Consider the following 23,575-nt stretch of genomic DNA (forward strand, 5'->3'; position numbering starts at 1 on the left):
CGCCATGCTCATCGCCCACGACCTCGGCACGACCGGAAACAAGGCCTCGCTGCACCACGACGACGGACGCCTCGTCTCGTCGGTGACGGTTCCGTACCCCGCGCACTTCGCAGCGGGCGGCGTCGCCGAGCAGAACCCGGTCGACTGGTGGAACGCGGTCGTCGAGGCGACCCGCACCCTGCTCGCGAAGACCGATACCGCCCCGGCCGACGTCGCAGGTCTCGTCGTGGGCGGGCAGATGATGGGCGCGGTGCTGCTCGACGCCGAGGGAGAGCCGGCGCGTCCTGCGATCATCTGGGCCGACACCCGAGCGGGCGCGCAGCAGCGCGAGCTCGAGCGGGCGCTCGGCGCGGAGCACGCCTACGGCATCCTCGGGCACCGCCTGAATCCCACCTACTCGGTCGAGAAGATCATGTGGGTGCGCGACAACGAACCCGACGTGTGGGCGCGCGTGCGCCGCTTCTGCATCGCGAAGGACTTCATCGTGCTGCGCCTCACCGGGCGCCTCGCGACCGACCGCTCCGACGCCTCGGGCACGAACGCCTACGACCAGCGCACCGGCACCTGGTCGGACGAGGTGCTGCAGGCCGCGCGCCTCGACCCGGCGCTGTTCCCCGAGATCCTCGACTCGACCGCGATCGCGGGGCCGTTGACGGATGCCGCGGCCGAGGCTCTGGGCCTGCACACCGGCGTGCGCGTGGTGATGGGCGGCGGCGACGGCCCGCTCGCCGCGGTCGGCTCCGGCGTGGTCGCCCCCGAAGACGGCGCGTACGTGTGCCTGGGCACCTCGTCGTGGATCTCGTTCGCGGCGGATGCTCCGCTGCACGACCCGGCGATGGCGACGTTCACCTTCGACAACGTCGTGCCGGGATCGTTCGTGCCGACCGCGACGATGCAGGCGGGCGGAGCATCCGTGCAGTGGATCGCCGAAGCCCTCTCGCCCGACCCGGCGCACCCCGAGACCGGGCGCCTCATCGCCGAGGCATCCGCCGACGTCGACACCGACGACCTCTACTTCCTGCCGTACCTGCTGGGCGAGCGCTCCCCGCTGTGGGACCCGGATGCCCGCGGGGCCTTCGTCGGCCTGTCGCGCCATCACACCCGCGCCCACCTGGTCCGCGCGGTGCTCGAGGGGACGGCGTTCAACCTGCTCACGTGCATCCAGGCGTTCCGCGCTGCGGGCGCGACCATCGACCGCATCGACGCGGTCGGCGGCGGCGCCCAGAGCGACGTGTACCTGTCAGTGCTCGCCGACGTGTGGGGTGTGCCCGTGCGGCGCCGCACCATCGTCGAGGAGGCGAACAGCCTCGGTGCCGCGGTGACGGGAGCGGTCGGTCTGGGGCTCGCCGACTTCTCGGCGGCCCGCGCGCTGAGCGAGGTCACCGCCGAGTTCACCCCCGACTCCGGCCGGCACGCCGTCTACGCCGAACGTCACGGCCGCTTCGCCGACGCGTACACCGCGCTCGCGCCGTGGTTCGCGTCGAGGCCCCGCTGATGGGCGTCATCCTGGTCACGAGCCGCTCGTTCTCCGACGGCGACCTCGACCTCGTCGCCCGCGCGACGGTCGCGGGCCACCGCATCCTGCGCGGTCCCGCCCACCACGACCTCGACGAGCTGCGCTCCCTGCTGCACGGCGCGGATGCCTGGATCGCCGGCACCGGACCCGTCACCGCCGCTCATCTCGCCGCCGCCCCGAAGCTCAAGATCATCGCGCGCTACGGCGTGGGCACCGAGGCCGTCGATCTCGACGCGGCCCGCAGTCGGGGCATCCCGGTGTCGAACACCCCCGGCGCGAATGCCGATGCGGTGGCCGATCACGCCGTCGGACTCATGCTCGCCGCGCTGCGCTTCGTTCCCGACGGCGACCGTCGTGTGCGCGACGGCGACTGGGGCGTGCGGCGCGGGCGCGAACTCGGAGCGGCGACGGTCGGGATCGTCGGCTTCGGCCGCATCGGCCAGGGCGTGGCGCGCCGGTTGAGCGGCTTCGGCTGCCGCATCGTCGCCGCCGACCCGTTCGTGCCCGCCGACGCCGTGCGCGCGGCCGGGGCCGAGCCCGTCGAGCTCGACGCCCTGTTCGAGACCGCCGACCTGATCTCGCTGCACGCGCCCGGCGGGCAGTTGCTCGTCGACGCCGCCCGCCTCGCCCGCATGCGCCGGGGGAGCATCGTGGTCAACACCGCGCGCGGCGACCTGATCGACGAGCGGGCCGTGGCGGATGCTCTGCGCGACGGCATCCTCGCCGGATACGCCGCCGACACGCTCGACGGCGACACCGCCGCGAAGGACAGCCCGCTGCTCGCCCCCGACCTCGCCGACCGCGTGATCGTCACGCCGCACCTCGGCGCACAGACCACCCAGGCCGTCGACAAAATGGGCGCCCTGTCGCTCGCCGACGTGATCGCCGTGCTGCGCGGCGACGCCCCCCGCTTCCCCGTGACAGCCCCGTAGGAGACCGCGATGACCACCTCCCTCCCCACCGACCTCGGCGACGGCGCCTCCGCCGACCGTGCGGATGCCCGCACCGACGCCGGCTACATGGGCTTCGTCGGCGTGAGCACCGGCTCCTCGTCGATCATGCAGGTGTTCCCCCGGTGGGCCGACGTGCTCGGGTTGCCCACCCGCGAACTGGTCGGTCACGACCTGCCGATCGATGCCACGCCCGCACAGTACGTCGCGATGGTCGAGCAGATCCGCGACGACCCGAACCACCGCGGTGCGCTCGTCACCACGCACAAGATGAACGTGTTCGCGGCGGCATCCGACCTGTTCGACGAGCTCGACCCGTTCGCCGTATCGTGCAGCGAGATCTCGAGCATCTCGAAGCGCGGCGATCGGCTGATCGGCCGCGCGAAAGATCCGATCACGGTCGACCTGGCACTCAACGACTTCCTGCCCGCTGATCACTTCGCGCGCACCGGTGCCGAGGTCGTCATCCTCGGCGCGGGCGGGTCGGGCACGGCGCTCAGCTGGGCGCTCGCCGAGCGGGCGGATGCTCCGTCGCGCGTGACCGTGACCGCCCGCACCGACGAGGCGCTCGCCCACCTCCGTCGCGTGCACGAGCAGCACGGCACCCCCGAGGGCCTCCTCCGCTACGTGCGCACAGACACCCCGGCCGAGGCTGCCGCGCTCGTCGCCGCCGCGGCGCCGGGGTCGGTGATCGTCAACGCCACCGGGCTCGGCAAGGACCGCCCCGGCTCGCCCCTCCCCGACGATGTGGTGTTCCCCGAGCGCGCCTACGTGTGGGAGTTCAACTACCGCGGCTCGCTGGAGTTCCTGCACCAGGCGCGGGCGCACGAACAGGAACGGTCGCTCGTCGTCGTCGACGGCTGGCGGTACTTCATCCACGGCTGGTCGCAGGTCGTCGCCGATGTGTTCGAGATCGACCTCACCCCCGAGACCGTCGAACGTCTCGCCGAGGCCGCCGACTCCGCCCGCCGATGATCCGCACGGTCCTCGGTGACATCGACCCGGCGTCGCTCGGGCCGACGAACTACCACGAGCACCTCTTCCAGGTCACCCCGCTGCTGCCCGGTGACGAGCTCGACGACGAGCAGCGGTCGGGTGCCGAGGCGGCGCTGCTGCGGGGAAGCGGCTTCGCCGCCATGGTCGACGCCACACCGTTCGGCATCGGACGAAACCCGGCGGCGGTCGCGCGGATCAGTGCGGCGACGGGGCTGCGGGTGGTGGCCACGACCGGACGGCACCGCGAGGCGCACTACGCCACGGAGCATCCGACCCGCTCCTGGGATGCGGAGGCGCTGGCCGCCCTGTTCGTGGGCGACCTCGTCGACGGGATGCCACTCGACGACGCGGCCGTGACCCCCGGGTCGCCGGGCGAGACGGCGACCGCGCCGGACGGATCGCCGGTGCGCGCCGGCATCCTCAAGGGCGGCATCGACTACTGGCGCATCAGCACGTTCGAACGCACCACGCTCGACGCCCTCGCCGCCGCGCACCGCGCCACGGGCGCCGCCATCATGGTGCACCTGGAGTTCTGCACGGCTGCCCACGAGGTGCTCGACCTGCTCGCGGCCGCGGGCGTGGCATCCGACCGCGTGGTGCTCGCCCATGCCGACCGCGACCCCGACCCCGGCCTCCACGTCTCGCTCGCCGAGCGCGGCGCGCATCTGGGCTACGACGGCATGGCCCGACCGCGCACCCGGTCGGATGCCGAGCTGCTGGCGCTCACCGCCGCCGTCGTCGAGCGGGGTGCGGGCGACCGGATCGTGCTGGGCGGAGACGTCGCCCGTCGCACCCGGTACGTCGCCTACGACGGCATGCCCGGGCTCGCGTACCTCGGCGAGCGCTACCTCCCCCGCCTGCGCGCCGCCATCGGCGACGACGCGGTCGACCGGATGCTCGTCACTACCCCCGCTCGCCTCCTCGACCTCCGTCCCTGACCCGGGCCCATGCACGTTCGGCCCCGGTCACCCGCACGGGCACGGAGCCGTCGGCCCCCACCCGCCGGATGCACGGGAGGGCCACACCTGCACGGAACATCCGGTCATCCGCCCGTGCATCCGTGGGAACCCCGTGCATCCGGCGACCCGACCATCCCCGCATCCCCCCGAACGAAGGAGCCCTCATGACCGAACCGACCATCCTCCACGCCCAGTTCACCGCGCAGCCGGGCCGCGGTGACGAGGTCGCCGCCCTGTTGCGCGACTTCGCCGACGAGGTGCGCACCGAGGAGGGGAACGTGGTCTTCGACGCGACGCGTCTCGTCGACGATCCCGACCGGTTCTTCGTCTACGAGGTGTACCGCGACGACGAGGCGTTCCGCGCCCATCTCGCCGCACCCGCCGGCGTGCCCTTCAACGCGGCCCTGCAGCAGCTCATCGTCGAGCCGTCGTCGCAGCTCACCTTCCTCCGCCGCCTCTGACCCTCCCCGCACCGCCGCCCCGCCCCGCCCCGCCCCACCACCTGCACGGACCGGCCACGGATGCACGGAGGAACCGGGCATCCGTCCGTGCATCCGTGCAGAACTCGTGCAACCGGCCGACGCCGCCCGGCGAACTGCAGGCACCGCGGCGACCTGCAGGCGAAATCCACCCGTTGCCGCCCGCATCCGCCACCCCTGCCTGCATTCGGCCGCCCGGTCGTCACCTGCACGGACCGGCCACAGATGCACGGAGAATCCGGGCATCCGTCCGTGCATGCGTGCGGAACTCGTGCAACCGGCCGCCGCCGCCCGGCGAACTGCAGGCACCGCGGCGGCCTGCAGGCGGAATCCACCCGTCGCCGCCCGCATCCGCCACCCTTGCCTGCATTCAGCCGCCGAACCCACCCGCCGAACCACCCCGCCCCACCCGCACCCACCCGCACACGAAAGGCCCCCCACCGCGAACGGTGAGGGGCCTCGTCGTGGGAACTCAGATCACTGGTACAGGACCGCGGCGATCTTCTCGTCCTCGAGGTTCGACTTGTCGTACCAGTACGAACCGGTGTCGTAGAACTCGTCGACCGAGTCGCCGTTGGCGGCGTCGTACGCGGCCTGCACGACCTGCGCGCCGATGCCGATCGGGTCCTGCGTGATGGCACCGGCCATGGTGCCGTCCTTGATCGCGTTGATCTGCGCGGCGCCCGAGTCGAAGCCGATGATGGTCAGCTTGCCCTTCTCGAGACCCAGCTCGTTCACGGCGTTGACGACGCCGATCGCCGAGCCCTCGTTGGTGCCGTAGATGCCCTTGAGGTCGGGGTGCGCGGCGATCATAGCCTTGGCGATATCGGCCGACTTCAGGTGGTCGCCGTCGCCGTACTGGATGTCGACGATCTCGATGTCGGGGTAGTCCGACTCGATCTTCTCGACGAAGCCGTCACGACGCTCGACACCGGTCGAGTTGATCTGCGAGTGGCCGACGATGGCGACCTCGCCCTCGCCTCCGATCAGCTCGGCCATGTGCTCGGCGGCCAGCGCACCGGCGACCTTGCTGTCGGTCGCGGCGAGGCTCAGGCCCACGTCGCCGTCGCAGGGGGCGTCGAAGTAGACGACCGGGATGTCGGCGGCCTTGGCCTTGTCGAGGTAGGGCACGCAGGCCTCGGGGTCGAGGGCGGCGTACGCGATCGCGTCGGGCGTCTTGTCGATGGCCGTCTGCAGCATCTGCAGCTGCGCGTCGACCTCGGTCTCGGCGGCGGGGCCCTCGAAGGTGATGTCGACGCCGAGCTCGGCGGCCTTCTCCTCGGCACCCTTCTTGACGGCCTGCCAGAACTGGTGCTGGAAGCCCTTCGAGACGAGTGCGATGTACATCTTGTCGCCGCTGCCCTCGCTGCCGCTGCCGGCGCTGCCGCCGTTGCTCGAGCACCCGGCGACGGTGATCGCCGCGGTGACGACCAGTGCCGCGAATGCGGCCTTCTTGCCGAACTTCATGGAAACTCCGTTGTTTGTGATGGGCGTCGGCCCAGGAGCCGACGTGGGACTTCTTGGTGCGGTGTGCCGGTGCGGAGGGTTCCGCGGGTCATCGGCCGGGTCGCCGAATCGGGGGCAGCGGGCACGGACGCCGCCCCCGGGGTCAGGTGCGTGCGCGGTTGCGCAGCGAGTCGAAGAAGACGGCGATGAGGATGACGACGCCGACGACGATGTTTTGCCACTCCGACTGGATCGACATGATGCGCAGGCCGTTGACGAGCACGCTCATGATGAGCGCGCCGATGACGGTGCCGAGGATCGAGCCGCGCCCGCCGAGCAGCGAGGTGCCGCCGATGATGACGGCCGCGATGGCCTGCAGCTCGTAGCCCGTGCCGATCTGCGGCTGGGCCGAGTCGAGGCGCGAGGCGATGATGACGCCGGCGATGCCGGTGAAGGCGCCCGCGAACATGTAGACGAAGATCGTCCAGCGGCGGGTGTTGACGCCGGAGAGGCGGGTGGCCTCCTCGTTCGAGCCGATGGCGAACGTGTAGCGGCCGAGGAGCGTCTTCGACAGCACCAGGTACGCGACGACCGCGAGCACGAGCGTGATGAGCACGGCGTTCGGCAGACCGGGGATGAGCGTGCCGAGGGCGATCTGCTTGAAGTCGGGCGCGGAGCTCGAGAAGTAGATCGGCGCGACGCCCGAGATCACCAGGGCGAGACCGCCGGCGATCATCATCATCGCGAGCGTCGCGATGAACGGGGGCAGGCGCAGGAAGGTGATGTTGAGGCCGTTGACGAGCCCCATCAGGATGCCGGTGAGGATGCCGCCGAGCACGCCGACCACCACGGGCAACCCCATGTTGGTGATGAACACACCGGTCATGACCGAGCAGAGCGCCATGCCGGTGCCGAGCGACAGGTCGATGCCGCCGGTGATGATGACGAACGTCGTGCCCAGGGCCAGGATGCCGATGACGGCGGTGGAGAGCAGGATGCCCGAGACGTTGTTCCACGTGAGGAAGTTCGGGCTGGCCAGCGAGAAGAAGATGAACAGCACGACGAGCGTGCCGAACGCCAGCGACTGCTGCACCTGACGGCGCAGGAACCCGCCGATGTCGCGCTTGTCGGTGTTCTCCGCGACGGCGGTCTGGATGATCGTCGTCGTCGACGACCCGTTCTGCGGGGTGCTCATCAGTCTTCCTCCCCATGGGCTGCGAGTTGCATGATCTTCTCCTGGCTGGCTTCCTCGTTGCGCAGCGTCCCGGTGATCCGGCCGTTCGCGAACACGGCGATGCGGTTCGCGACGCGGAGGATCTCGGGCAGCTCCGACGAGATGACGATGATGGACTTGCCTGCATCAGCGAGCTGCTGCATGAGGCGGTAGATCTCCTCCTTGGCTCCGACGTCGATGCCTCGGGTGGGCTCGTCGAAGATGAGGATGTCGCAGTCGCGCATCAGCCACCGGGCGATGACGACCTTCTGCTGGTTGCCGCCCGAGAGCAGCTTGACGACCTGGTTCACCGAGGGCGTCTTGACCCGCAGCTGCTGGACGTACTCCTTGGTGCGGTTCTTGGCCTTGCCGTCTCCCATCCAGCCGACGCCGTTGGCGTACGACCCGAGCGAGGCGAGCACGGTGTTGAACGTGACGTCCTGCTCGAGCATGAGGCCGAGCAGCTTGCGGTCCTCCGAGAGGTAGCCGACGCCGTGCTTCACGGCATCCGCCGGCTGGGTGATGCGGGCCGAACGTCCGCCGATGGTGATGGTGCCGCCGTCGCGGGGGTCGGCGCCGATGATCGCGCGGGCGGTCTCGGTGCGGCCGGCGCCCATGAGCCCGGCGAACCCGAGGATCTCGCCCTTGTGCAGCTGGAACGAGACGTCGGTGAGCAGGCTCTTGGTCGACAGGTCCTGCACGTCGAGCACCACCGGGTCGTTCATGTGCTCGCGGGCGGTGGGGCGCGTGCCCTCGTCGATCGGACGCCCGACCATCATCTCGATGATGCGGGGGATGCTCACCTCGGACTTCTCCAGTGATCCGATGTATGCGCCGTCACGGAGCACGGTGACCCGGTCGGCGAGGCGCCGCAGCTCGTCCATGCGGTGCGAGATGTAGACGATGCCCGTGCCGGATGCCTTGAGCTGCTCGATGAGCACGAACAGCGTCTCGACCTCGGAGTCGGTGAGGGCCGAGGTGGGCTCGTCCATGATGAGCACCTTGGCGTTGAACGACAGGGCCTTCGCGATCTCGACCATCTGCTGCTCGGCGACCGTGAGCTCGCCCACGCGCTGGCGCGGGTCGAGGTGGATGCCGAGCCGCTGCAGCAGTTCGGCGGTTTGGATGTTGAGTCGCCGTTCGGAGAGGAACGGGCCGACCTTGGGCTCACGGCCCACGAAGATGTTCTGCGCGACCGTGAGGTCGGGCATGAGGTTGAGCTCCTGGTGGATGATCGTGATGCCGAGTTCCTGCGCCTGCAGCGGGCTGGTCAGCTCGACCTCTCGACCCTCGAACGAGATCGTGCCCTCGTCTTTCGTGTAGATCCCCGAGAGGATCTTCATGAGCGTCGACTTGCCGGCGCCGTTCTCGCCGACGAGCACGAGGACCTCGCCGGCACGCACCTCGAGGTGCACGTCCTTGAGGGCCTGGACACCGGGGAATCCCTTGCTGATGCCCTCCACTTTGAGGATGGGATCACTCACGTGCCTCACCTGCTTCCTTGAAGGTCTTGAATCCTGCTGCGTTCACCGCGGGGGGTGAAACATCGGATCAATTGTGACTTGCGACGCCCTTCGGCGCAAGTTGTATCTAAATGTATCTAACAGGGCCGGTTCGCGGAAGACCTGTAATAACATCTTGGTCACGGCTGGCCGCCGCATCCGCTCCCCCGCCGTGCGGACTCAGTGCAGACGGATGCTGTCGACCGCGACGAGCTTGTCGCGGATGAACGCGTTGGCGTGCGCCCCGAGCTCGGCGTTGTCGGTCCACAGGTTGCGCCAGATGCCGAGCATGCGGCTGAGATCGGGCGCGACCACCGCCGACGAGAACGACTCGAACACGATCGGACCGTCGTAGTCGATGCGCCCCAGCGCCTTGAAGAACGTGTCGAAGTCGACCGAGCCCGTGCCGAGGTACCCGCGGTGGCTCTCGCCGATATGCACGTACTGCAGCTGCGGTGCCGCGTCGAGAACCGGCGCGAACATATCCGACTCCTCGATGTTCATGTGGTACGTGTCGAGGTGGATGCCGAGGTTCGGGCGATCGATGCGTCCGACGAAGTCGATCGCCTGGCGCGCGGTGTTCAGCACGTTCGTCTCGTAGCGGTTGACGACCTCGAGGGCGACCTGCACCCCCCGCTCCGCGGCGTGATCGGCGACCTTGGCGATCGCGCGCCGACTGCTCTCGAGCCCCTCCGGCGTGACCGGCTCCATGTACTTCTTCATGGCGCTGTAGATCACGCCGCAGAAGTGCGAGCCGCCGAGATCGGCGAGCACGTCGACGGCCTGCAGCAGCAGCGCCTCGCCGGCGGCGACGATCGCGGGGTCGGAGCTGGTGACGTCAGTCGCCTCCGAGAGTCCGAGCGAGGCGCTGACGGCGAGGTCGTGCTCCTCGAGCGCATCCTTCGCGGCCGCCACATCGAAGGCGAACGGGTCCATGAGGGGGAACTCGATCAGATCGAACCCGGCCTCCTTGGTCTTCTCGACCGACAGGCGGATGCCGTCGGCGTCGAAGTTCCCGGTCCAGACCAGTCCGTGGCATCCGATGTTCATGGGGCCCTTCGGAGGCGGGTGTGCGGCACCGTCGCCCCGTTCGAGTTGGCACGTTCCAACTCGGTGTGCAGGTCACGCTATGCGGCGCTGCGATCCGCTGTCAAGAAGATTCTTGTAACGTGCCAATAACGTCGGTACGCTGAGGCCGATCGTCCGGGCGAGTCGCCCGCACCGGCTCCGTGCCGGCCGCCATCTCACCAGGGAGCACCGATGCCCGCGAGCGTCAAAGACGTCGCCGCACTCGCCGGAGTCTCGTCGTCGACGGTCTCGAACTACCTCAACCACCCGCACGTGCTCGGTGAGGCGAGCCGCGAGCGGGTGCGCGCCGCGATCGCCGAACTGGGCTACGTGCCCAACGAGTCGGCGCGGCAGTTGCGCGCCGGGGCCAGCAAGGCGCTGGCGCTGATCCTGCTCGACGCCTGGCTGCCCTACTTCCACGAGCTCTCGCGCGGAGTCGAAGACGTGGCGCGCGAGGGCGGGTGGTCGCTGTTCTTCAGCAACAGCAACCGCGACCGCGCGCAGGAGCGCCGCAACCTCGACATGTTCGAAGCGCACCGCGTGCAGGGCATCATCATCTACCCGCTCGACGACGTGGTGCCCCGGCTCGAGACGCTCGCCGAACGCGGCATCCGCTCGGTCGTCGTCGGCCCGATCCGCCCTTCGCGCTCCGTCGCCTCGGTGCTGTTCGACGACACGGGCGGCGGTCGCCTCGCCGGTGAGCACCTGATCGGCCTCGGTCGCCGCCGCATCCTCTTCCTCGGCACTCCGACGGTCAGCCAGTCGAACGACCGCCTGGCGGGGCTGCGAGAGGCCGTCGCCGGCACCGGGGCGACGGTCGAGGTGCAGGAGGTCGCGCACCTGATGACCGACGACGGCATGGAGGCCGGCGAGCGCCTCGCCGCCCTCCCGCCCCATGAACGCCCCGACGCGGTGTTCGCCGCCAACGACATGGTCGCGCTCGGGGTGCTGACCGTGCTGCTGCGCCACGGCATCCGGGTGCCGGACGACATCGCGATCATCGGCTTCGACGACGTCGACCAGGCGCATCAGGGTGTGGTGCCGCTCACGAGCATCCGTCAGCCCGGGTACGAGATCGGCCGGGCCGCCGGGGCCGTGCTGTTGCAGCAGCTCGCCGACCCGACCGCTCCCCCGCCCGCGATGACCCCCTTCGCCGCCGAACTCGTCGTGCGCGAGTCGACCGCCGGCCGCTAGCCGCGGTCGCCCCGCAGGTTCTGCCGCGTCCGACCGCACACCGGCCGGCACCGACGTCAGGCGGAGGCGTGCCCGACGACACCCTTGCGCAGCAGCGCGTTGCCGTACTTGCGCGTCTCGCCGGTGCGCACCATCAGGTACGCGCCCTTCGCCACCTCGTAGTAGTCGAACCGCTCGACGAAGCGCGTCGTCTCGAGCGCCGTGCCGGCCGCGGCCATGAGTTCGCGCTGCACGTCGAGCACCTCGCCGTCGGCGGATTCCATGAGGTCGAGTCCGGGGGCGTCGTCGAGCGGCAGCACCGAGCGGATGGCTGCGACGACCTCGGGGGTCGTCGTACCCGGCAGGTCGACGACGCGTGCGCCGAGCGCCCACGCCGGGAAGTGCGCGTCGGCGACGACGACCGAGTCGGAGTGCCCCATCCGGTCGAGGTGCAGCAGCAGCTCGCCGGTGAGCAGGGGGTGGATGCCTTCGAGCAACGGATGCTCCTCTCGATCAGTCGTCGGCGCCGGGGATGAGCCCCTGCGCCGCGAGGTCGTGCCAGAGCGCGTCGGGGATGTCGAGCGCCGCGTACTCCGCATTCTGCCGGAGCTGTGCCGGGCGGCTGCCACCGACGACCACCGACCGCACTTCCGGCGCCTGCAGCGGGAACCGGATCGCCGCGGCGGGCAGCGGCACGTCGTGGTCGGCGCATACGGCGGCGATGCGCACGAGACGGTCCCACAGCTCGTCGGGCAGCTGGCCGTACTCGTACCGGCCGTCGCGGCGCGGTTCGCTCGCTGCGAGCAGGCCGGAGTTGAACACCGACGCCGCGACGATCCCCGTTCCGGTCTCGCGGCACGCCGGAAGCACATCGGCCGCGGCCGGCTGTTCGAGCAGCGTGTAGCGACCGGCGACCATGACGAGGTCGAGGTCGGCCGACCGCACGGCGGTGGCGAGAGCATCCGACACCATCGATCCGATGCCGATGGCTGTCACCTCGCCGTCGGCCCGCAGCTGCTGCATCGCCGGGAAGGCCTCGGCGAGCGCGAGGTCGAGGTCGTGCCGCTCGGGGTCGTGCAGGTAGAGCAGATCGATGCGCTCGATGCCGAGGCGTTCGCGCGACTCGTCGAGGCTGGTGCGGATGCCGTCGGCCGAGAAATCCCACACGCGCTGCAGGTCGTCGGGCACGTCGAAGTCGTTGGCGGTGTCGAGGCCGCCCGCGTACTGCGGGTTGGGGCGCAGCAGCCGGCCGACCTTGGTGGAGAGCACGTACTCGTCGCGCGGCTTGGTCTGCAGGAACGCACCCAGCCGGCGCTCCGACAGTCCGAGCCCGTAGTGCGGGGCGGTGTCGTAGTACCGGATGCCGCTCTCCCACGCCGCGTCGAGCACGGCCCAGGCGTCGTCGTCGCTCAGTTCGCGGAACAGGTTGCCGACGTTCGCGGCTCCGTAGCCGAGGGTGGGAAGGACGAGGGCGCGCTCAGGCGACGACATGCGCGCCCGTCCAGGTGTAGGTGCGGATGCTGTCGGCCTTCATCTCCATGCCAGAACCCGGGGCGGTGGGGGCCATGTACGACCCGCCCTGGATGTCGGTGGGGACCACGAAGTGCTCGTGCAGATGGTCGACGAACTCGATCATGCGGCCCTCGCGGGTGCCGGTGACGGCGACGAAGTCGAACATCGACAGGTGCTGCACGGCCTCGCACAGGCCGACGCCGCCGGCGTGCGGGCACACGGGCACCCCGAACTTGGCGGCGAGCAGCAGGTTGGCGATGTTCTCGTTGACGCCGGCGACGCGCACGGCATCGATCTGCATGACCGAGATCGCGTCGGCCTGCAGCAGCTGCTTGAAGATCATGCGGTTCTGGGCGTGCTCGCCGGTGGCGACGCGGATCGGCGCGACGCCGCGGGCGATCTCGGCATGGCCGAGGATGTCGTCGGGGCTGGTGGGTTCCTCGATCCAGGCGGGGTGGAACTCGGCGAGCGCGTTCACCCACTCGATCGCCTCCGACACCTCCCAGCGCTGGTTGGCGTCGATCGCGATGGGGAAGTCGGGGCCGCACACCTCCCGGGCCTTGCGGAAGCGGCGGATGTCGTCGTCGAGGTCGGCACCGACCTTGAGCTTGATCTGGGTGAAGCCGTCGGCCATCGCCTCGCGGGCGAGGCGCTCGAGCTTCTCGTCGGAGTAGCCGAGCCAGCCGGGGCTGGTGGTGTAGCCGGGGTACCCGGTGGCGAGCAGCTCGCGTTCGCGCTCGGCGCGGCCGGGCTCGGCGGCGCGGAGGATCTCGAGGGCGTCCTCGCGGGTGAGGGCGTTGGTGAGGTAGCGGAAGTCGACGAGGTCGACGAGCTCCTCCGGCGTCATGCGGGCGAGCAGCTGCCAGAGGGGCAGTCCGGCGCGCTTGGCCTTGATGTCCCACAGCGCGTTGACGACGGCGCCGATCGCCATGTGCATGACGCCCTTCTCGGGGCCGAGCCAGCGCAGCTGCGAGTCGCCGATGATGTCGCGGAAGGTGCCGCCCATGTCGTCGAGCAGCGGTTCGATCTCGCGGCCGACGAGGTGTCCCGCGAGGGCGTCGATCGCGGCGACCTGCACGTCGTTGCCGCGGCCGATCGTGAAGACGAAGGCGTGCCCCTCGACGTCGTCGTCGGCATCCGTTCGGACGATCACGTACGCCGCGGAATAATCGGGATCGGGATTCATCGCGTCGGAGCCGTCGAGGCTCAACGACGTGGGGAAGCGGATGTCTGTGGTGTCGAGTGCGACGATGCGGCTCACGGGTGCGGTTCCTCTCGAGCGCGGCCGGATGTTCCGCGCGGATCCCTTGGAGTGTAAACATCCGATGTCTATACTGTCAACGACGATGGCCGTCCCCGGGCGGTCCCCCGAAGGATCAGGAGAATCATGAAGTTCGCGCGGCTCGGTACCCCCGGAGAAGAGATCCCCGTCCTCGTGGAGGGGGATCGCCACTTCGATCTCCGCCCCGTGACATCCGATGTGAACGGCGATTTCCTGGCCGGCGATTTCGTCGCTCGCGTCACCGCCGCGCGCGAGGCCGGAGAGCTCCCCGAGCTCGACGGCGCCGACACGCTGCGCATCGGCGCCCCCATCGCGCGACCCAGCGCCGTGATCTGCATCGGCATGAACTACGCCGCCCACGCGGCCGAGTCGGGTTCGGAGCCGCCGACCATCCCGATCCTGTTCCTGAAGACGCCGAACACCGTCGTCGGCCCGAACGACACCGTCACCATCCCCCGCGGCAGTACGAAGACCGACTGGGAGGTCGAGCTCGGCATCGTGATCGGCACCCGCGCCGCCTACCTCGACTCCCCCGACGAGTCGATGGCGCACGTCGCCGGCTTCGTGCTCGCGAACGACGTCTCGGAGCGCGACTTCCAGATGGCGGTCTCGGGCGGGCAGTGGTCGAAGGGCAAGATCGCCGCGGGCTTCAACCCCACCGGCCCGTGGCTCGTCACCCCCGACGAGGTCGACCACCACGCCCTCGGCCTGCGCAGCTTCGTCAACGGCGAACCGCGTCAGGACTCGAACACGAGCGACATGATCTTCGACGTCGAGACGATCGTGCACCACCTGTCGCAGTACGTGACGCTCGAGCCCGGCGACCTCATCCTTACCGGCACCCCGCAGGGCGTGGCCCTGTCGGGCAACTTCCCGTACATCGCCCCGGGCGACGTGGTCGAGGTCGAGATCGACGGCCTGGGCCACCAGCGCCAGGAGTTCGTGGCCTGGGAGGCCCGCGCATGACCGGCGCACTCGACGGGCTCGTCGCCATCGTCACCGGCGGCGCCTCGGGCATCGGGGCGGCGATCGCCGACCGCCTGCACGCCGACGGCGCCCGCATCGCGGTGCTCGACCGCGACACCTCGGGAGCGGATACCCGATTCTCGGCGTTCACCGCCGACGTCTCCGATCGCGCCAGCGTCGACACCGCGGTGGCCGCGGTCGCCGAGGAGTTCGGACGCATCGACATCGTCGTCAACAACGCCGGGGTCGGGGCGCAGGGCGACATCTCCGCGAACGACGACGCCGAGTGGGCGCGCGTGCTCTCCATCAACGTCACCGGCATCGCCCGCGTGACCTCGGCCGCGCTGCCGTGGCTGCGCAAGTCGCCGTCGGCGGCGGTGTGCAACACGGCATCCATCGCCTCCACCACCGGCCTGCCCCAGCGTGCGCTCTACAGCGCGTCGAAGGGGGCCGTCTCGGCGCTCACCCGGGCGATGGCCGCCGACCACCTGCGCGAGGGCATCCGCGTCAATGCCGTCAACCCCGGCACCGCCGACACCCCCTGGGTCGGACGGCTGCTCGACGCGGCATCCGACCCCGACGCCGAACGCGCCGCCCTCGAGGCCCGCCAGCCGCACGGACGCCTGGTGAGCCCGGCCGAGGTCGCCGGTGCCGTCGCCTACCTCGTGTCGCCCGCGTCCGGGTCGACGACGGGCACGTTCATCGAGGTCGACGGCGGAATGGCGCAGCTGCGCCTGCGGTCGGAGTAGCCCCGGCGGGTCGCGGCACCGCGCCCGGGGCTGCGCCTCGCAACGCCCCGGGGCGGGTGCCGTGCCGCGCGGCAGCGAAGGAGATCTCGCGATGCGGAGGAGCATCCGCGCGATCCACTCCTGCACAGCGAGAGATCTCCGTCGCTACGCGCGCGCCCCGGTCGCTACGCGGGCGCCCCGGTCACTACGCGCGCGGACCGAGCAGCCGCGAGAAGAAACCGCGTCGGCGCGGCGGCTCGACCGGCACGATGCGCGGTTCGTCGAGGCGGTAGAACGCGCGTGCGGTGCCCCACATGATCGCCTCGACGTCGTGGCCGCGCGCGGCGGCCCAGGTGGTGACGGCATCCGCCCACCGGCTCCGCGCGGTGTACTGATAGGTCGCCGAGCCGTCGGCGGGAGCATGCGGGTCGCCCTCCTCCGCGGGACCCACCGCCGAGACCGGCCAGTCGCTCCCCCACATCAGACGGTCGGCGCCGAACGCATCGGCCGCCGCGTCGAGGAACGGCACGAGCTGCTCGGCACTCCACGCGCCGCCCGCCTCGGCCGGCAGCCCCGACAGTTTGCAGAACGTCTCCGGATGCTTCGCCACCTCCTCGAGGTCGCGCACCCATTCCGGGGTCGGGGCGAGGGGAGCATCCGCCGTTCCCACCGCCGGCTTGCCGAGGTGATCGAGCACCATGCGCAGGTCGGGCACCGCCCCGGCGAGCCGTGCGATGTCGGGGAGCTGCTCGGCGCGCACGCACACGTCGAAGCTGAGCAGCCGAGCCGCGACCTCGCGCGCGCCCATCACGAAGGCCGACGACATCGCGAGCCCGTCTGGGTCGTCCTGCAGGTTGTGCCGCACGCCGACGACGAGCGGATGCGCGATCAACTCCTCGAGGTGCGTGACCGTGTCGACGCCGCGGTGCAGCTGCGCGCCGGCGACGATCCCGACGATGCCGAGGCGGTCGGCCATCGACTCCACCCACTTCACCTCGCCGAGGTAGTCGTCGTCGACCGTCTCGGCCTGCACGAAGACGCATTCCTCGCGGTGCACCCCGGGCAGGCGGGCGTGCTCGAGTTCGGTCTCCGCGAAGCGGAGGGCGTAGGGGCCCTTCAGCCACGTGTAGGTGAGGACTTCGTCGTCCCACAGGTGCAGATGGGAATCGAGGACTCGCATGCCCCCATCCTGCCTCAGACATCGGATGACTGGCTAGGATGACGCCCATGGCAGTCACCGACGAGGCGATCGAGAAGATCAAGGCGATGATCGTGTCGGGCGAACTCTCCCCCGGCGACCGACTGCCTCCCGAGAAGGAGCTGTCGGAGCGCCTGGGCCTCTCGCGCAACTCGATGCGGGAGGCCGTGAAGGCGCTCGAGGTGATCCGCGTGCTCGACGTGCGACGCGGCGACGGCACCTATGTCACCAGCCTCGAACCGCACCTGCTGCTCGAAGCCATCGCGTTCGTGGTCGACATGCACGACGACGACTCGATGCTCGAGATCTTCGCGGTGCGACGGATGCTCGAATCGCAGGCCACCGGCCTCGCCGCCACCCACGGCGACGATGACGACATCGCGGCGCTCGTCGCGGAGGTCGAGGGCGTCGACGCGTCGGTGACGATCGAGGAGCTCGTGGCGCACGACATCCGCTTCCACCGGGAGATCGTGCGGATGGCCGGCAACGCGTACCTCGCGAGCCTCATCGAGCACCTCAGCAGCCAGACCGTGCGCGCCCGGGTGTGGCGCGGTCTCACCGAGGCCAACGCGGTCGAGCGCACCCTGTCGGAGCATCGCGCCATCGCCGACGCGATCGCCCTGCACGACTCGGCCCTCGCGACGTCGCTCGCCACCGCGCACATCGCGGGCGTCGAGCGCTGGCTGCGCCAGGCCGCCACCGCCTAGCCCTGCCCCCTTCGCGCGGGAGTCAGCGCGCTACGCGCCGAGGCGCACCATGGCGGCATCGAACTCGGCGGCCGAGCTGTCGCTCACGTCGTGGAACAGGGTCTGCTCGATCACGTCGGGCGCGGCCGTGAAGTACGGCACCCCGGCGAGCCGCAGGCCCACGATGTCGTCGGCCGACCGCAGCGACGCGGCCAGCACGTTCGAGCCGCTGCCCGCGCACACCTCCTGCATGCGGGCGATCACGGCGTCGCCGTCGAGGCCGGCGTCACGCATGCGTCCGAGGTACGGCGCGATGTACTGCGCTCCGATGCTCGCGCACGCGAGCGCCTGGGCGACGGAGTAGACGGCGGTCACGAGCACCGTCGCGCCGTCGCGCACGAGGGCGGATGCCGCGGCGAACCCGGCGGCCGTGGCGGGCACTTTCACGGCCACGCGCTCGCCCAGGCCGCGGATGGTCTCGGCGTTGCGCAGGAACGAGGCGGTGTCGCCGCCCCACGTCTGGAAGAAGATCTCCTCGGCCCCTTCGCCTTCCCATCGCGCGTACAGGTCGGGGATCTCGGCGGCGGTGCGACCACCGCGTTCGAGGATCGTGGGGTTCGTCGTCACGCCGTGCACGACGCCCGCCGTCAGCAGCCGGGAGACCCGGTCGACGTCGGCGCTGTCGACGTAGAGGCGGGGGGCGATCGCGGTCATCGGGTCTCCTCGGGGTCGACCTGTCGTTACAGGTTCGGCTTCAGCTAATGTAATGACAGGCGCAGACCGATGTCAAAGCATCCGCGCCGCCCCCTTCCGTCGACGACGACCAGGAGCGACATGGCCACCGCACACCCCTCCGACCGCACCGGCGTCGTCATCGTTGGCAGCGTCACCGCCGACGTCACGACCTTCTCGCAGCGCCTTCCCGCGCGGGGGGAGACCATCCTCGGCGAGCAGTTCACCCTCATGCTCGGCGGCAAGGGCGCGAACCAGGCCGTGGCCGCCGGCCGCTCCGGCGCACGCACCAGCTTCGTCGGATGCGTCGGCGACGACCTCTTCCACGACCTCGTCGTCGACGGTCTCACCGACGCCGGGGTCGACCTCGCACACCTGCGCACCGTGCCCGGACCCACCGGCATCGCCCACATCCGCGTGGACTCCTCGGCGCAGAACGACATCGTCATGGTGCCGCTCGCGAACGCCGCCCTCAGCACCGCGCAGATCGACGAGGCCCTCGCCGCGCTCGCGCCCACCACCTCGGTGCTGCTCACGCAGCTCGAGACCCCGTCGGCCCTCACCGCGCACATCACGGCGCGCGGTCGCGAGCACGGCATGACCGTCATCCTCGACCCGGCACCCGCGGCGCCGCTGCCGCCCGAGGTGTGGGCGAGCATCGACATCGTCACCCCCAACGAGACCGAGGCGACGCTCATCAGCGGCATCGAGGTGACGGATGCCGCGTCCGCCGAGCTCGCCGGACGCTGGTTCCTCGACCAGGGCGTCGGCGCGGCCGTCATCACCCTCGCCGGCCAGGGGTCGTGCGTGGTCACCGCCGACGGGGCATCCGTCATCGCGCCGTTCCCGGTCGAAGCGGTCGACACCACCGCCGCCGGCGACGCCTATGCCGGGTACCTCGGGGCGGCTCTCGCGAACGGCCTCGACCTCACCGAAGCCGTGCGCCTGGCGACGGCCGCCGGGGCCCTGACGGTCACCAAGCAGGGCGCCTCGCCCAGCCTGCCGCTGCGCGCCGAGGTCGACGCGTTCCTCGCCGAGCGCGAGGGCGCGAGCATCCCAGCCGCCTGACCGGCGTCGCGACCCACCCTTTTCCCATCGCCCGACCGGAGACGACCATGCGCAAGACCCCGACGACCATCAACCCGGCGCTCTCGCGCGTGATCAGCGAGACCGGCCACACCGACCTGATCGTGGTCACCGACGCGGGCCTGCCGATCCCGCCCGGGTCGGAGCGCATCGACCTCGCCTACCGCCCCGGCGCCCCGGCATTCTTCGACGTGCTCGACACGGTGCTCGCCGAACTCGTCGTCGAGGGCGCGACGGTGTCGGTCGAGGTCGCGGAGAAGAGCCCGGAGGTGCTCGACGCCCTGCGTGAGCGCTTCGCGGGCATGGGGTTCGAGATCGAACTGATCCCGCACGTCGAGTTCAAGGAGCGCACCCGCGGCGCACGCGCGTTCGTGCGGTCGGGCGAGTTCACCCCGTACGCGAACGTGATCCTGCACGCGGGGGTAGCGTACTGAGATGACCTCGCCGACACTCGACGCGATCGATCGCCGCTCGGCGGCCCCGATGTACGACCAGCTGCGACGGCTCATCATCGACGGGATCGCGCGCGACGGCCTGCAGCCCGGCGACCCGCTGCCCGGCGAGCACGGCCTCTGCGAGCGCTACGGCGTCTCGCGCACCGTGGTGCGGCAGGCGCTGGCGCAGCTCGAGCACGAGGGCCTGGTCGAGCGGGTCAAGGGCAAGGGAACGTTCGTCTCGCGCCCGCGCACCGCCGAGAGTCTGGTGCACACGCTGGTCGGCCTGTACGAAGACGTCGAGAGCCGCGGGGGCCACGTGCACAGCGACGTGCTGCGGCACGAGCGCACGATCGCCGACGAGGAGATCGCCGCGGCCCTCGAGATCGCGGTCGGTTCTCCGGTGGTGGTGCTCGAACGTCTGCGGCACGTCGACGACGAGCCGTGGTCGTTGTCGACCACGTGGATGCCGGATGCCGTCGGCTCCGTCACCCTCGGCGTCGATCTGTCGGATGCCTCGCTCTACCGCCTCCTCTCGGAGCACGACATCGTCGCGACGCACGGCGTGCGGTCGGCGGAGGCCACGGTCGCGACGCACGAGCAGGCGGGCCACCTCGGGGTGAGCGCGGGGTCGGCGCTGCTGCGTCTGCGCAGCGTCAGCCGCACCGACGACGGCACGCCGATCGAGTACTTCATCGCGTACCACCGCGGCGACCGCTCGCGGTTCGAATTCCAGTTGCAGCAGGAGCAGTCGCAGGCGTCGCTCCTCCACGTCGATGGACGCGGAGGCATGACGCTCGCCGGACGAACGAGGGTGCAGTCATGACCGCGCACGACGATCAGCAGCCGGGCCCCGACGAGGTCGTGGCCCCGCCGCCCTCCGGCGCCACCCCTCCCCCTCCCCCCGCGCCCCAGCCGCCGCTGGCTCCGCCGGTCGGGTCGGATGCGCCGGCCCCGGGCCTGCCCGCCGGCGCACCGCAGCCGCCGCACTACGGCGCACCCGGAGCGCCACAGCCGCCCTACGGCGCGCAGCCCGGATACGGGGCTCCCACCGCGCCGCAGCCGCCGCAGTACCAGCCGCCGCAGCCGTATCGGCCCACCCCGGCGTACCCGCCGGCATCCGGTGGTTCCTACCCGCCGGCATCCGGTGGTTCCTACCCGCCGGCATCCGGTGGTTCCTACCCGCCGGCATCCGGCGGCTCCTACCCACCCGGCAGCACCGGCTATCCGGCATACCCGTCCGCCCCGAACCCGAGCCAGAGCCCGAAGCGCACCGGGCTCGTGGTGGGACTCATCGCCCTCGGCGCCGTCATCGTCATCGGCGGGATCGTGACGGCCGCAGTGCTGCTGTCGAACCCGGGGCGTCCCGAAGCGGTGCCGTCTCCCGTTCCCACCCGCAGCGAGACCGCCGCACCCACCCCGCGCCCCACCCCGTCGAGCGCGCCCACCACCGCCCCGTCGGAGGCCCCGCCCGCCGCCGACCCCGGTTCGGCCGAGGCCGTCATCCAGGGCAAGATCGACGAGTACAAGGCCGCCCGCCAAGACGGCTCGCTGTGGGAGCGCATCCCGAACACCGAGTTCAACCAGACCGCGGTCAGCGCCTTCCTCTACCTGCTCACCGACATGAAGGTCGCGACGATCTGGGGCGGCGACGCGTCGGAGTATCTCGGCGACGTCGAAGAACTCGAACGCAAGCTGCTCGCTGGCGAACCGCTGGGCAGCGACATCCGCATCGTGCTCGAAGACCGCACCTTCACATACGACGGCGACACCGGCGAGGGCGGCTACACCGACAACTGACGCCCGGTACGCTCGACCCGTGGACATCTGGACCTCCCGCGCGATCGCCCTGCTGGAGGCCGACGCGAATCGCAGCGCCGACACGCACCTGCACGTCTTCCCGCTCCCCGCCGAGTGGGGCATCGACCTGTACCTGAAGGACGAGTCGGTGCATCCGACGGGCTCGCTCAAGCACCGGTTGGCGCGGTCGCTCATCCTGTACGGCCTGGTGAACGGGCACATCCATGAGGGCACCACCCTCGTCGAGTCGTCGAGCGGGTCGACGGCCGTCTCGGAGGCCTACTTCGCGCGGATGCTCGGACTGCCCTTCGTGACCGTCGTGCCGCGCTCGACCGTGCAGGAGAAGATCGCGCTCATCGAGTTCTACGGCGGCACCTGCCATTTCGTCGACCGCGCGGAGGACATGTCCGACGAGGCACGCCGCCTGGCGAGCGACTGCGACGGCCACTACCTCGACCAGTTCACGTTCGCCGAGCGGGCCACCGACTGGCGTGGCAACAACAACATCGCCGAGAGCGTGTTCAGCCAGTTGGCGCAGGAGCGGCATCCGATCCCGCGCTGGATCGTCGTGGGCGCGGGCACCGGCGGAACCAGCGCCACCTTCGGCCGCTACGTGCGGTACCGGCGCCACGAGACGCAGGTCGCGGTCGTCGACCCCGAAGGGTCGGCATTCTACGACGGCTGGGCGGGCACCGCGGATGCCCCGGCCGGCCGGCCGAGCCGCATCGAGGGCATCGGGCGTCCCCGCGTCGAGCCGTCGTTCGTGCCGACCGTGATCGACGAGATGATCCGCGTGCCGGACGCCGGGTCGATCGCGGCGATCCGCATGCTGCGCGACCGCACGCTGCACTGGGCGGGCGGCTCGACCGGAACGAACCTGTACGGCGCCTTCCAGCTGATCGCGCGCATGCGGGCGGCCGGCGAGACCGGCAGCGTCGTGACCCTCATCTGCGACAGCGGCGTGCGCTACGCGGGCACCTACTACTCCGATGAGTGGGTCTCCGCCCAGGGCTGGGACCTCGCGCCGCACCGCGCCCGCCTCGACGCGTTCCTCGAGACCGGCACCTGGGGCGAGTAGCCCCCGGCCTCCGGGGGTACATCGTCCGCCTACCAGCGCCATAACTCAGGACCGCCGGCTGCATCCTCCGCCGCCCACCCCGCCAAACGGGCCGCGCGCGCCGAGGGCGGCGTCCCAACCTTCGTCTGTCCTGAGTTGTGGCGGCTACGCTGGCCGCATGACCACCCTCATCCTCACCGTCGCCGGCGCCGACCGTCCCGGCCTCGTCTCCGCCGTCGCCGATGCCGTCGACGCGCACGGCGGCAACTGGGAGAACAGCCGCCTCGCCGAACTCGCCGGCACCTTCGCCGGTGTGATCGAGGTCTCGGTCGCCGACGACCGCGTACCGGCACTGCAATCCGCGCTGCGCGCGCTGACGGGGCTGCTGACGGTGACGATCCACACCGGGTCGGATGCCGCGGCCGCCGCCTCGAGCAGCCTGTCGCTCTCCGTTCTGGGCAACGACCGTCCGGGTATCGTGCACGAGGTGTCCGGCGTGTTGAGCGCTCACGCCCTCAGCATCTCGAGCATGACCACCGAGACGCGCGACGCCGCCATGGCCGGAGGACGGCTGTTCGAGTCGACGGTCACGGCGACGGTTCCGGCATCCGCCGATATCGATGCCCTCCGCGCCGACCTCGAGCGTCTCGCCGCCGAGATCCAGGTCGACATCACCCTCGCCTGACGCCGCCCGCGCCACCCGCACGCCCCGTGCGCCCGCACTCCCCGTGCGGGATCGATACTGCACCTTCACAGGCCGATTAAGCCGACATATCGATCCCGCACGAAGCA

Annotated in this window: 24 protein-coding genes; 15 read left to right on the forward strand and 9 right to left on the reverse strand. The window is 70.8% G+C overall.

Going from position 1 to position 23,575, the window contains the following annotated elements; translation table 11 throughout:
- Positions 1-4 precede the first annotated feature (4 nt).
- From xylB to RWS82_RS10965, 5 genes are all read left to right on the forward strand, one after another.
- Positions 5-1,495, forward strand: coding sequence for a xylulokinase (gene xylB, locus RWS82_RS10945; protein ID WP_314650048.1), 1,491 nt, complete (start codon positions 5-7; stop codon positions 1,493-1,495).
- Positions 1,495-2,448: a phosphoglycerate dehydrogenase gene (locus RWS82_RS10950; RefSeq protein ID WP_314650051.1), complete on the forward strand. Its 954-nt coding sequence runs from the start codon at positions 1,495-1,497 to the stop codon at positions 2,446-2,448. The genes xylB and RWS82_RS10950 overlap by 1 nt, the downstream gene beginning before the upstream one ends.
- Positions 2,449-2,457: 9 nt before the next feature.
- Positions 2,458-3,441: a shikimate dehydrogenase gene (locus RWS82_RS10955; protein ID WP_314650053.1), complete on the forward strand. Its 984-nt coding sequence runs from the start codon at positions 2,458-2,460 to the stop codon at positions 3,439-3,441.
- Positions 3,438-4,400: an aryldialkylphosphatase gene (locus RWS82_RS10960; protein ID WP_314650055.1), complete on the forward strand. Its 963-nt coding sequence runs from the start codon at positions 3,438-3,440 to the stop codon at positions 4,398-4,400. Before RWS82_RS10955 ends, RWS82_RS10960 begins: the two co-directional genes overlap by 4 nt.
- A 185-nt stretch (positions 4,401-4,585) precedes the next feature.
- Positions 4,586-4,882, forward strand: coding sequence for a putative quinol monooxygenase (locus tag RWS82_RS10965; protein ID WP_314650057.1), 297 nt, complete (start codon positions 4,586-4,588; stop codon positions 4,880-4,882).
- 495 nt (positions 4,883-5,377) lie between these two features.
- Here RWS82_RS10965 and RWS82_RS10970 read toward each other — a convergent pair whose 3' ends face one another.
- From RWS82_RS10970 to RWS82_RS10985, 4 genes are all read right to left on the reverse strand, one after another.
- Positions 5,378-6,367, reverse strand: a complete 990-nt coding sequence (locus RWS82_RS10970; RefSeq protein ID WP_314650060.1) for an ABC transporter substrate-binding protein — start codon at positions 6,365-6,367, stop codon at positions 5,378-5,380.
- 142 nt (positions 6,368-6,509) lie between these two features.
- Positions 6,510-7,541: an ABC transporter permease gene (locus RWS82_RS10975; RefSeq protein ID WP_314650063.1), complete on the reverse strand. Its 1,032-nt coding sequence runs from the start codon at positions 7,539-7,541 to the stop codon at positions 6,510-6,512.
- Entirely contained in the window at positions 7,541-9,043 is a 1,503-nt protein-coding gene (locus RWS82_RS10980) for a sugar ABC transporter ATP-binding protein (protein WP_314650066.1), read from the reverse strand. Before RWS82_RS10980 ends, RWS82_RS10975 begins: the two co-directional genes overlap by 1 nt.
- A gap of 198 nt (positions 9,044-9,241) precedes the next feature.
- Positions 9,242-10,111 (reverse strand): sugar phosphate isomerase/epimerase family protein, encoded by an 870-nt coding sequence (locus RWS82_RS10985; protein WP_314650069.1) that lies wholly within the window; start codon positions 10,109-10,111, stop codon positions 9,242-9,244.
- Positions 10,112-10,321: 210 nt separating this feature from the next.
- Here RWS82_RS10985 and RWS82_RS10990 point away from each other — a divergent pair, with 210 nt between their 5' ends.
- The gene (locus RWS82_RS10990; protein WP_314650071.1) at positions 10,322-11,323 is read left to right on the forward strand and encodes a LacI family DNA-binding transcriptional regulator; all 1,002 of its coding nucleotides are present in this window, start codon (positions 10,322-10,324) and stop codon (positions 11,321-11,323) included.
- Between the two features lie 56 nt (positions 11,324-11,379).
- Here RWS82_RS10990 and RWS82_RS10995 read toward each other — a convergent pair whose 3' ends face one another.
- Genes RWS82_RS10995 through RWS82_RS11005 form a run of 3 tightly spaced genes read right to left on the reverse strand, consistent with a single transcriptional unit; the run spans position 11,380 to position 14,075 of the window.
- On the reverse strand, positions 11,380-11,799 hold the full coding sequence (locus tag RWS82_RS10995; protein WP_314650073.1) for an RbsD/FucU domain-containing protein: 420 nt from the start codon (positions 11,797-11,799) through the stop codon (positions 11,380-11,382).
- A gap of 16 nt (positions 11,800-11,815) precedes the next feature.
- Positions 11,816-12,793: an aldo/keto reductase gene (locus tag RWS82_RS11000; RefSeq protein ID WP_314650075.1), complete on the reverse strand. Its 978-nt coding sequence runs from the start codon at positions 12,791-12,793 to the stop codon at positions 11,816-11,818.
- On the reverse strand, positions 12,780-14,075 hold the full coding sequence (locus tag RWS82_RS11005; RefSeq protein ID WP_314650077.1) for an L-fuconate dehydratase: 1,296 nt from the start codon (positions 14,073-14,075) through the stop codon (positions 12,780-12,782). The genes RWS82_RS11000 and RWS82_RS11005 overlap by 14 nt, the downstream gene beginning before the upstream one ends.
- 126 nt (positions 14,076-14,201) lie before the next feature.
- On the opposite strand from RWS82_RS11005, the gene RWS82_RS11010 reads away from it, so the two are divergent.
- Complete coding sequence (locus RWS82_RS11010) at positions 14,202-15,062, forward strand: fumarylacetoacetate hydrolase family protein (protein ID WP_314650078.1); 861 nt, start codon at positions 14,202-14,204, stop codon at positions 15,060-15,062.
- Positions 15,059-15,811 carry an SDR family oxidoreductase gene (locus tag RWS82_RS11015; protein ID WP_314650080.1) on the forward strand — a complete coding sequence of 251 codons (753 nt, stop codon included), beginning with the start codon at positions 15,059-15,061 and terminating at the stop codon, positions 15,809-15,811. Before RWS82_RS11010 ends, RWS82_RS11015 begins: the two co-directional genes overlap by 4 nt.
- A gap of 184 nt (positions 15,812-15,995) precedes the next feature.
- On the opposite strand, the gene RWS82_RS11020 is transcribed toward RWS82_RS11015, so the two are convergent.
- Positions 15,996-16,970, reverse strand: a complete 975-nt coding sequence (locus RWS82_RS11020; protein WP_314650082.1) for an amidohydrolase family protein — start codon at positions 16,968-16,970, stop codon at positions 15,996-15,998.
- A gap of 47 nt (positions 16,971-17,017) precedes the next feature.
- Between RWS82_RS11020 and RWS82_RS11025 the strand changes: the two genes are divergently transcribed.
- Positions 17,018-17,695 (forward strand): FadR/GntR family transcriptional regulator, encoded by a 678-nt coding sequence (locus RWS82_RS11025; protein WP_314650084.1) that lies wholly within the window; start codon positions 17,018-17,020, stop codon positions 17,693-17,695.
- Positions 17,696-17,725: 30 nt separating this feature from the next.
- Here RWS82_RS11025 and RWS82_RS11030 read toward each other — a convergent pair whose 3' ends face one another.
- The gene (locus tag RWS82_RS11030) at positions 17,726-18,388 is read right to left on the reverse strand and encodes a transaldolase family protein (protein ID WP_314650085.1); all 663 of its coding nucleotides are present in this window, start codon (positions 18,386-18,388) and stop codon (positions 17,726-17,728) included.
- Positions 18,389-18,508: 120 nt separating this feature from the next.
- Here RWS82_RS11030 and RWS82_RS11035 point away from each other — a divergent pair, with 120 nt between their 5' ends.
- The 6 genes from RWS82_RS11035 to RWS82_RS11060 all read left to right on the forward strand — a co-directional run bounded on the left by RWS82_RS11035 (position 18,509) and on the right by RWS82_RS11060 (position 23,468).
- Positions 18,509-19,474: a ribokinase gene (locus RWS82_RS11035; RefSeq protein ID WP_314650087.1), complete on the forward strand. Its 966-nt coding sequence runs from the start codon at positions 18,509-18,511 to the stop codon at positions 19,472-19,474.
- 47 nt (positions 19,475-19,521) lie between these two features.
- Positions 19,522-19,926: a D-ribose pyranase gene (gene rbsD / locus RWS82_RS11040; protein WP_314650089.1), complete on the forward strand. Its 405-nt coding sequence runs from the start codon at positions 19,522-19,524 to the stop codon at positions 19,924-19,926.
- Position 19,927: 1 nt separating this feature from the next.
- Positions 19,928-20,752, forward strand: a complete 825-nt coding sequence (locus RWS82_RS11045; RefSeq protein WP_314650090.1) for a GntR family transcriptional regulator — start codon at positions 19,928-19,930, stop codon at positions 20,750-20,752.
- Complete coding sequence (locus RWS82_RS11050) at positions 20,749-21,726, forward strand: hypothetical protein (protein ID WP_314650092.1); 978 nt, start codon at positions 20,749-20,751, stop codon at positions 21,724-21,726. The genes RWS82_RS11045 and RWS82_RS11050 overlap by 4 nt, the downstream gene beginning before the upstream one ends.
- Before the next feature lie 19 nt (positions 21,727-21,745).
- Entirely contained in the window at positions 21,746-22,804 is a 1,059-nt protein-coding gene (locus tag RWS82_RS11055; RefSeq protein WP_314650094.1) for a PLP-dependent cysteine synthase family protein, read from the forward strand.
- Positions 22,805-22,961: 157 nt separating this feature from the next.
- Positions 22,962-23,468, forward strand: a complete 507-nt coding sequence (locus RWS82_RS11060) for an ACT domain-containing protein (RefSeq protein WP_314650096.1) — start codon at positions 22,962-22,964, stop codon at positions 23,466-23,468.
- Positions 23,469-23,575 lie beyond the last annotated feature (107 nt).

The organism is uncultured Microbacterium sp. (assembly GCF_963528945.1).
Lineage (GTDB): Bacteria > Actinomycetota > Actinomycetes > Actinomycetales > Microbacteriaceae > Microbacterium.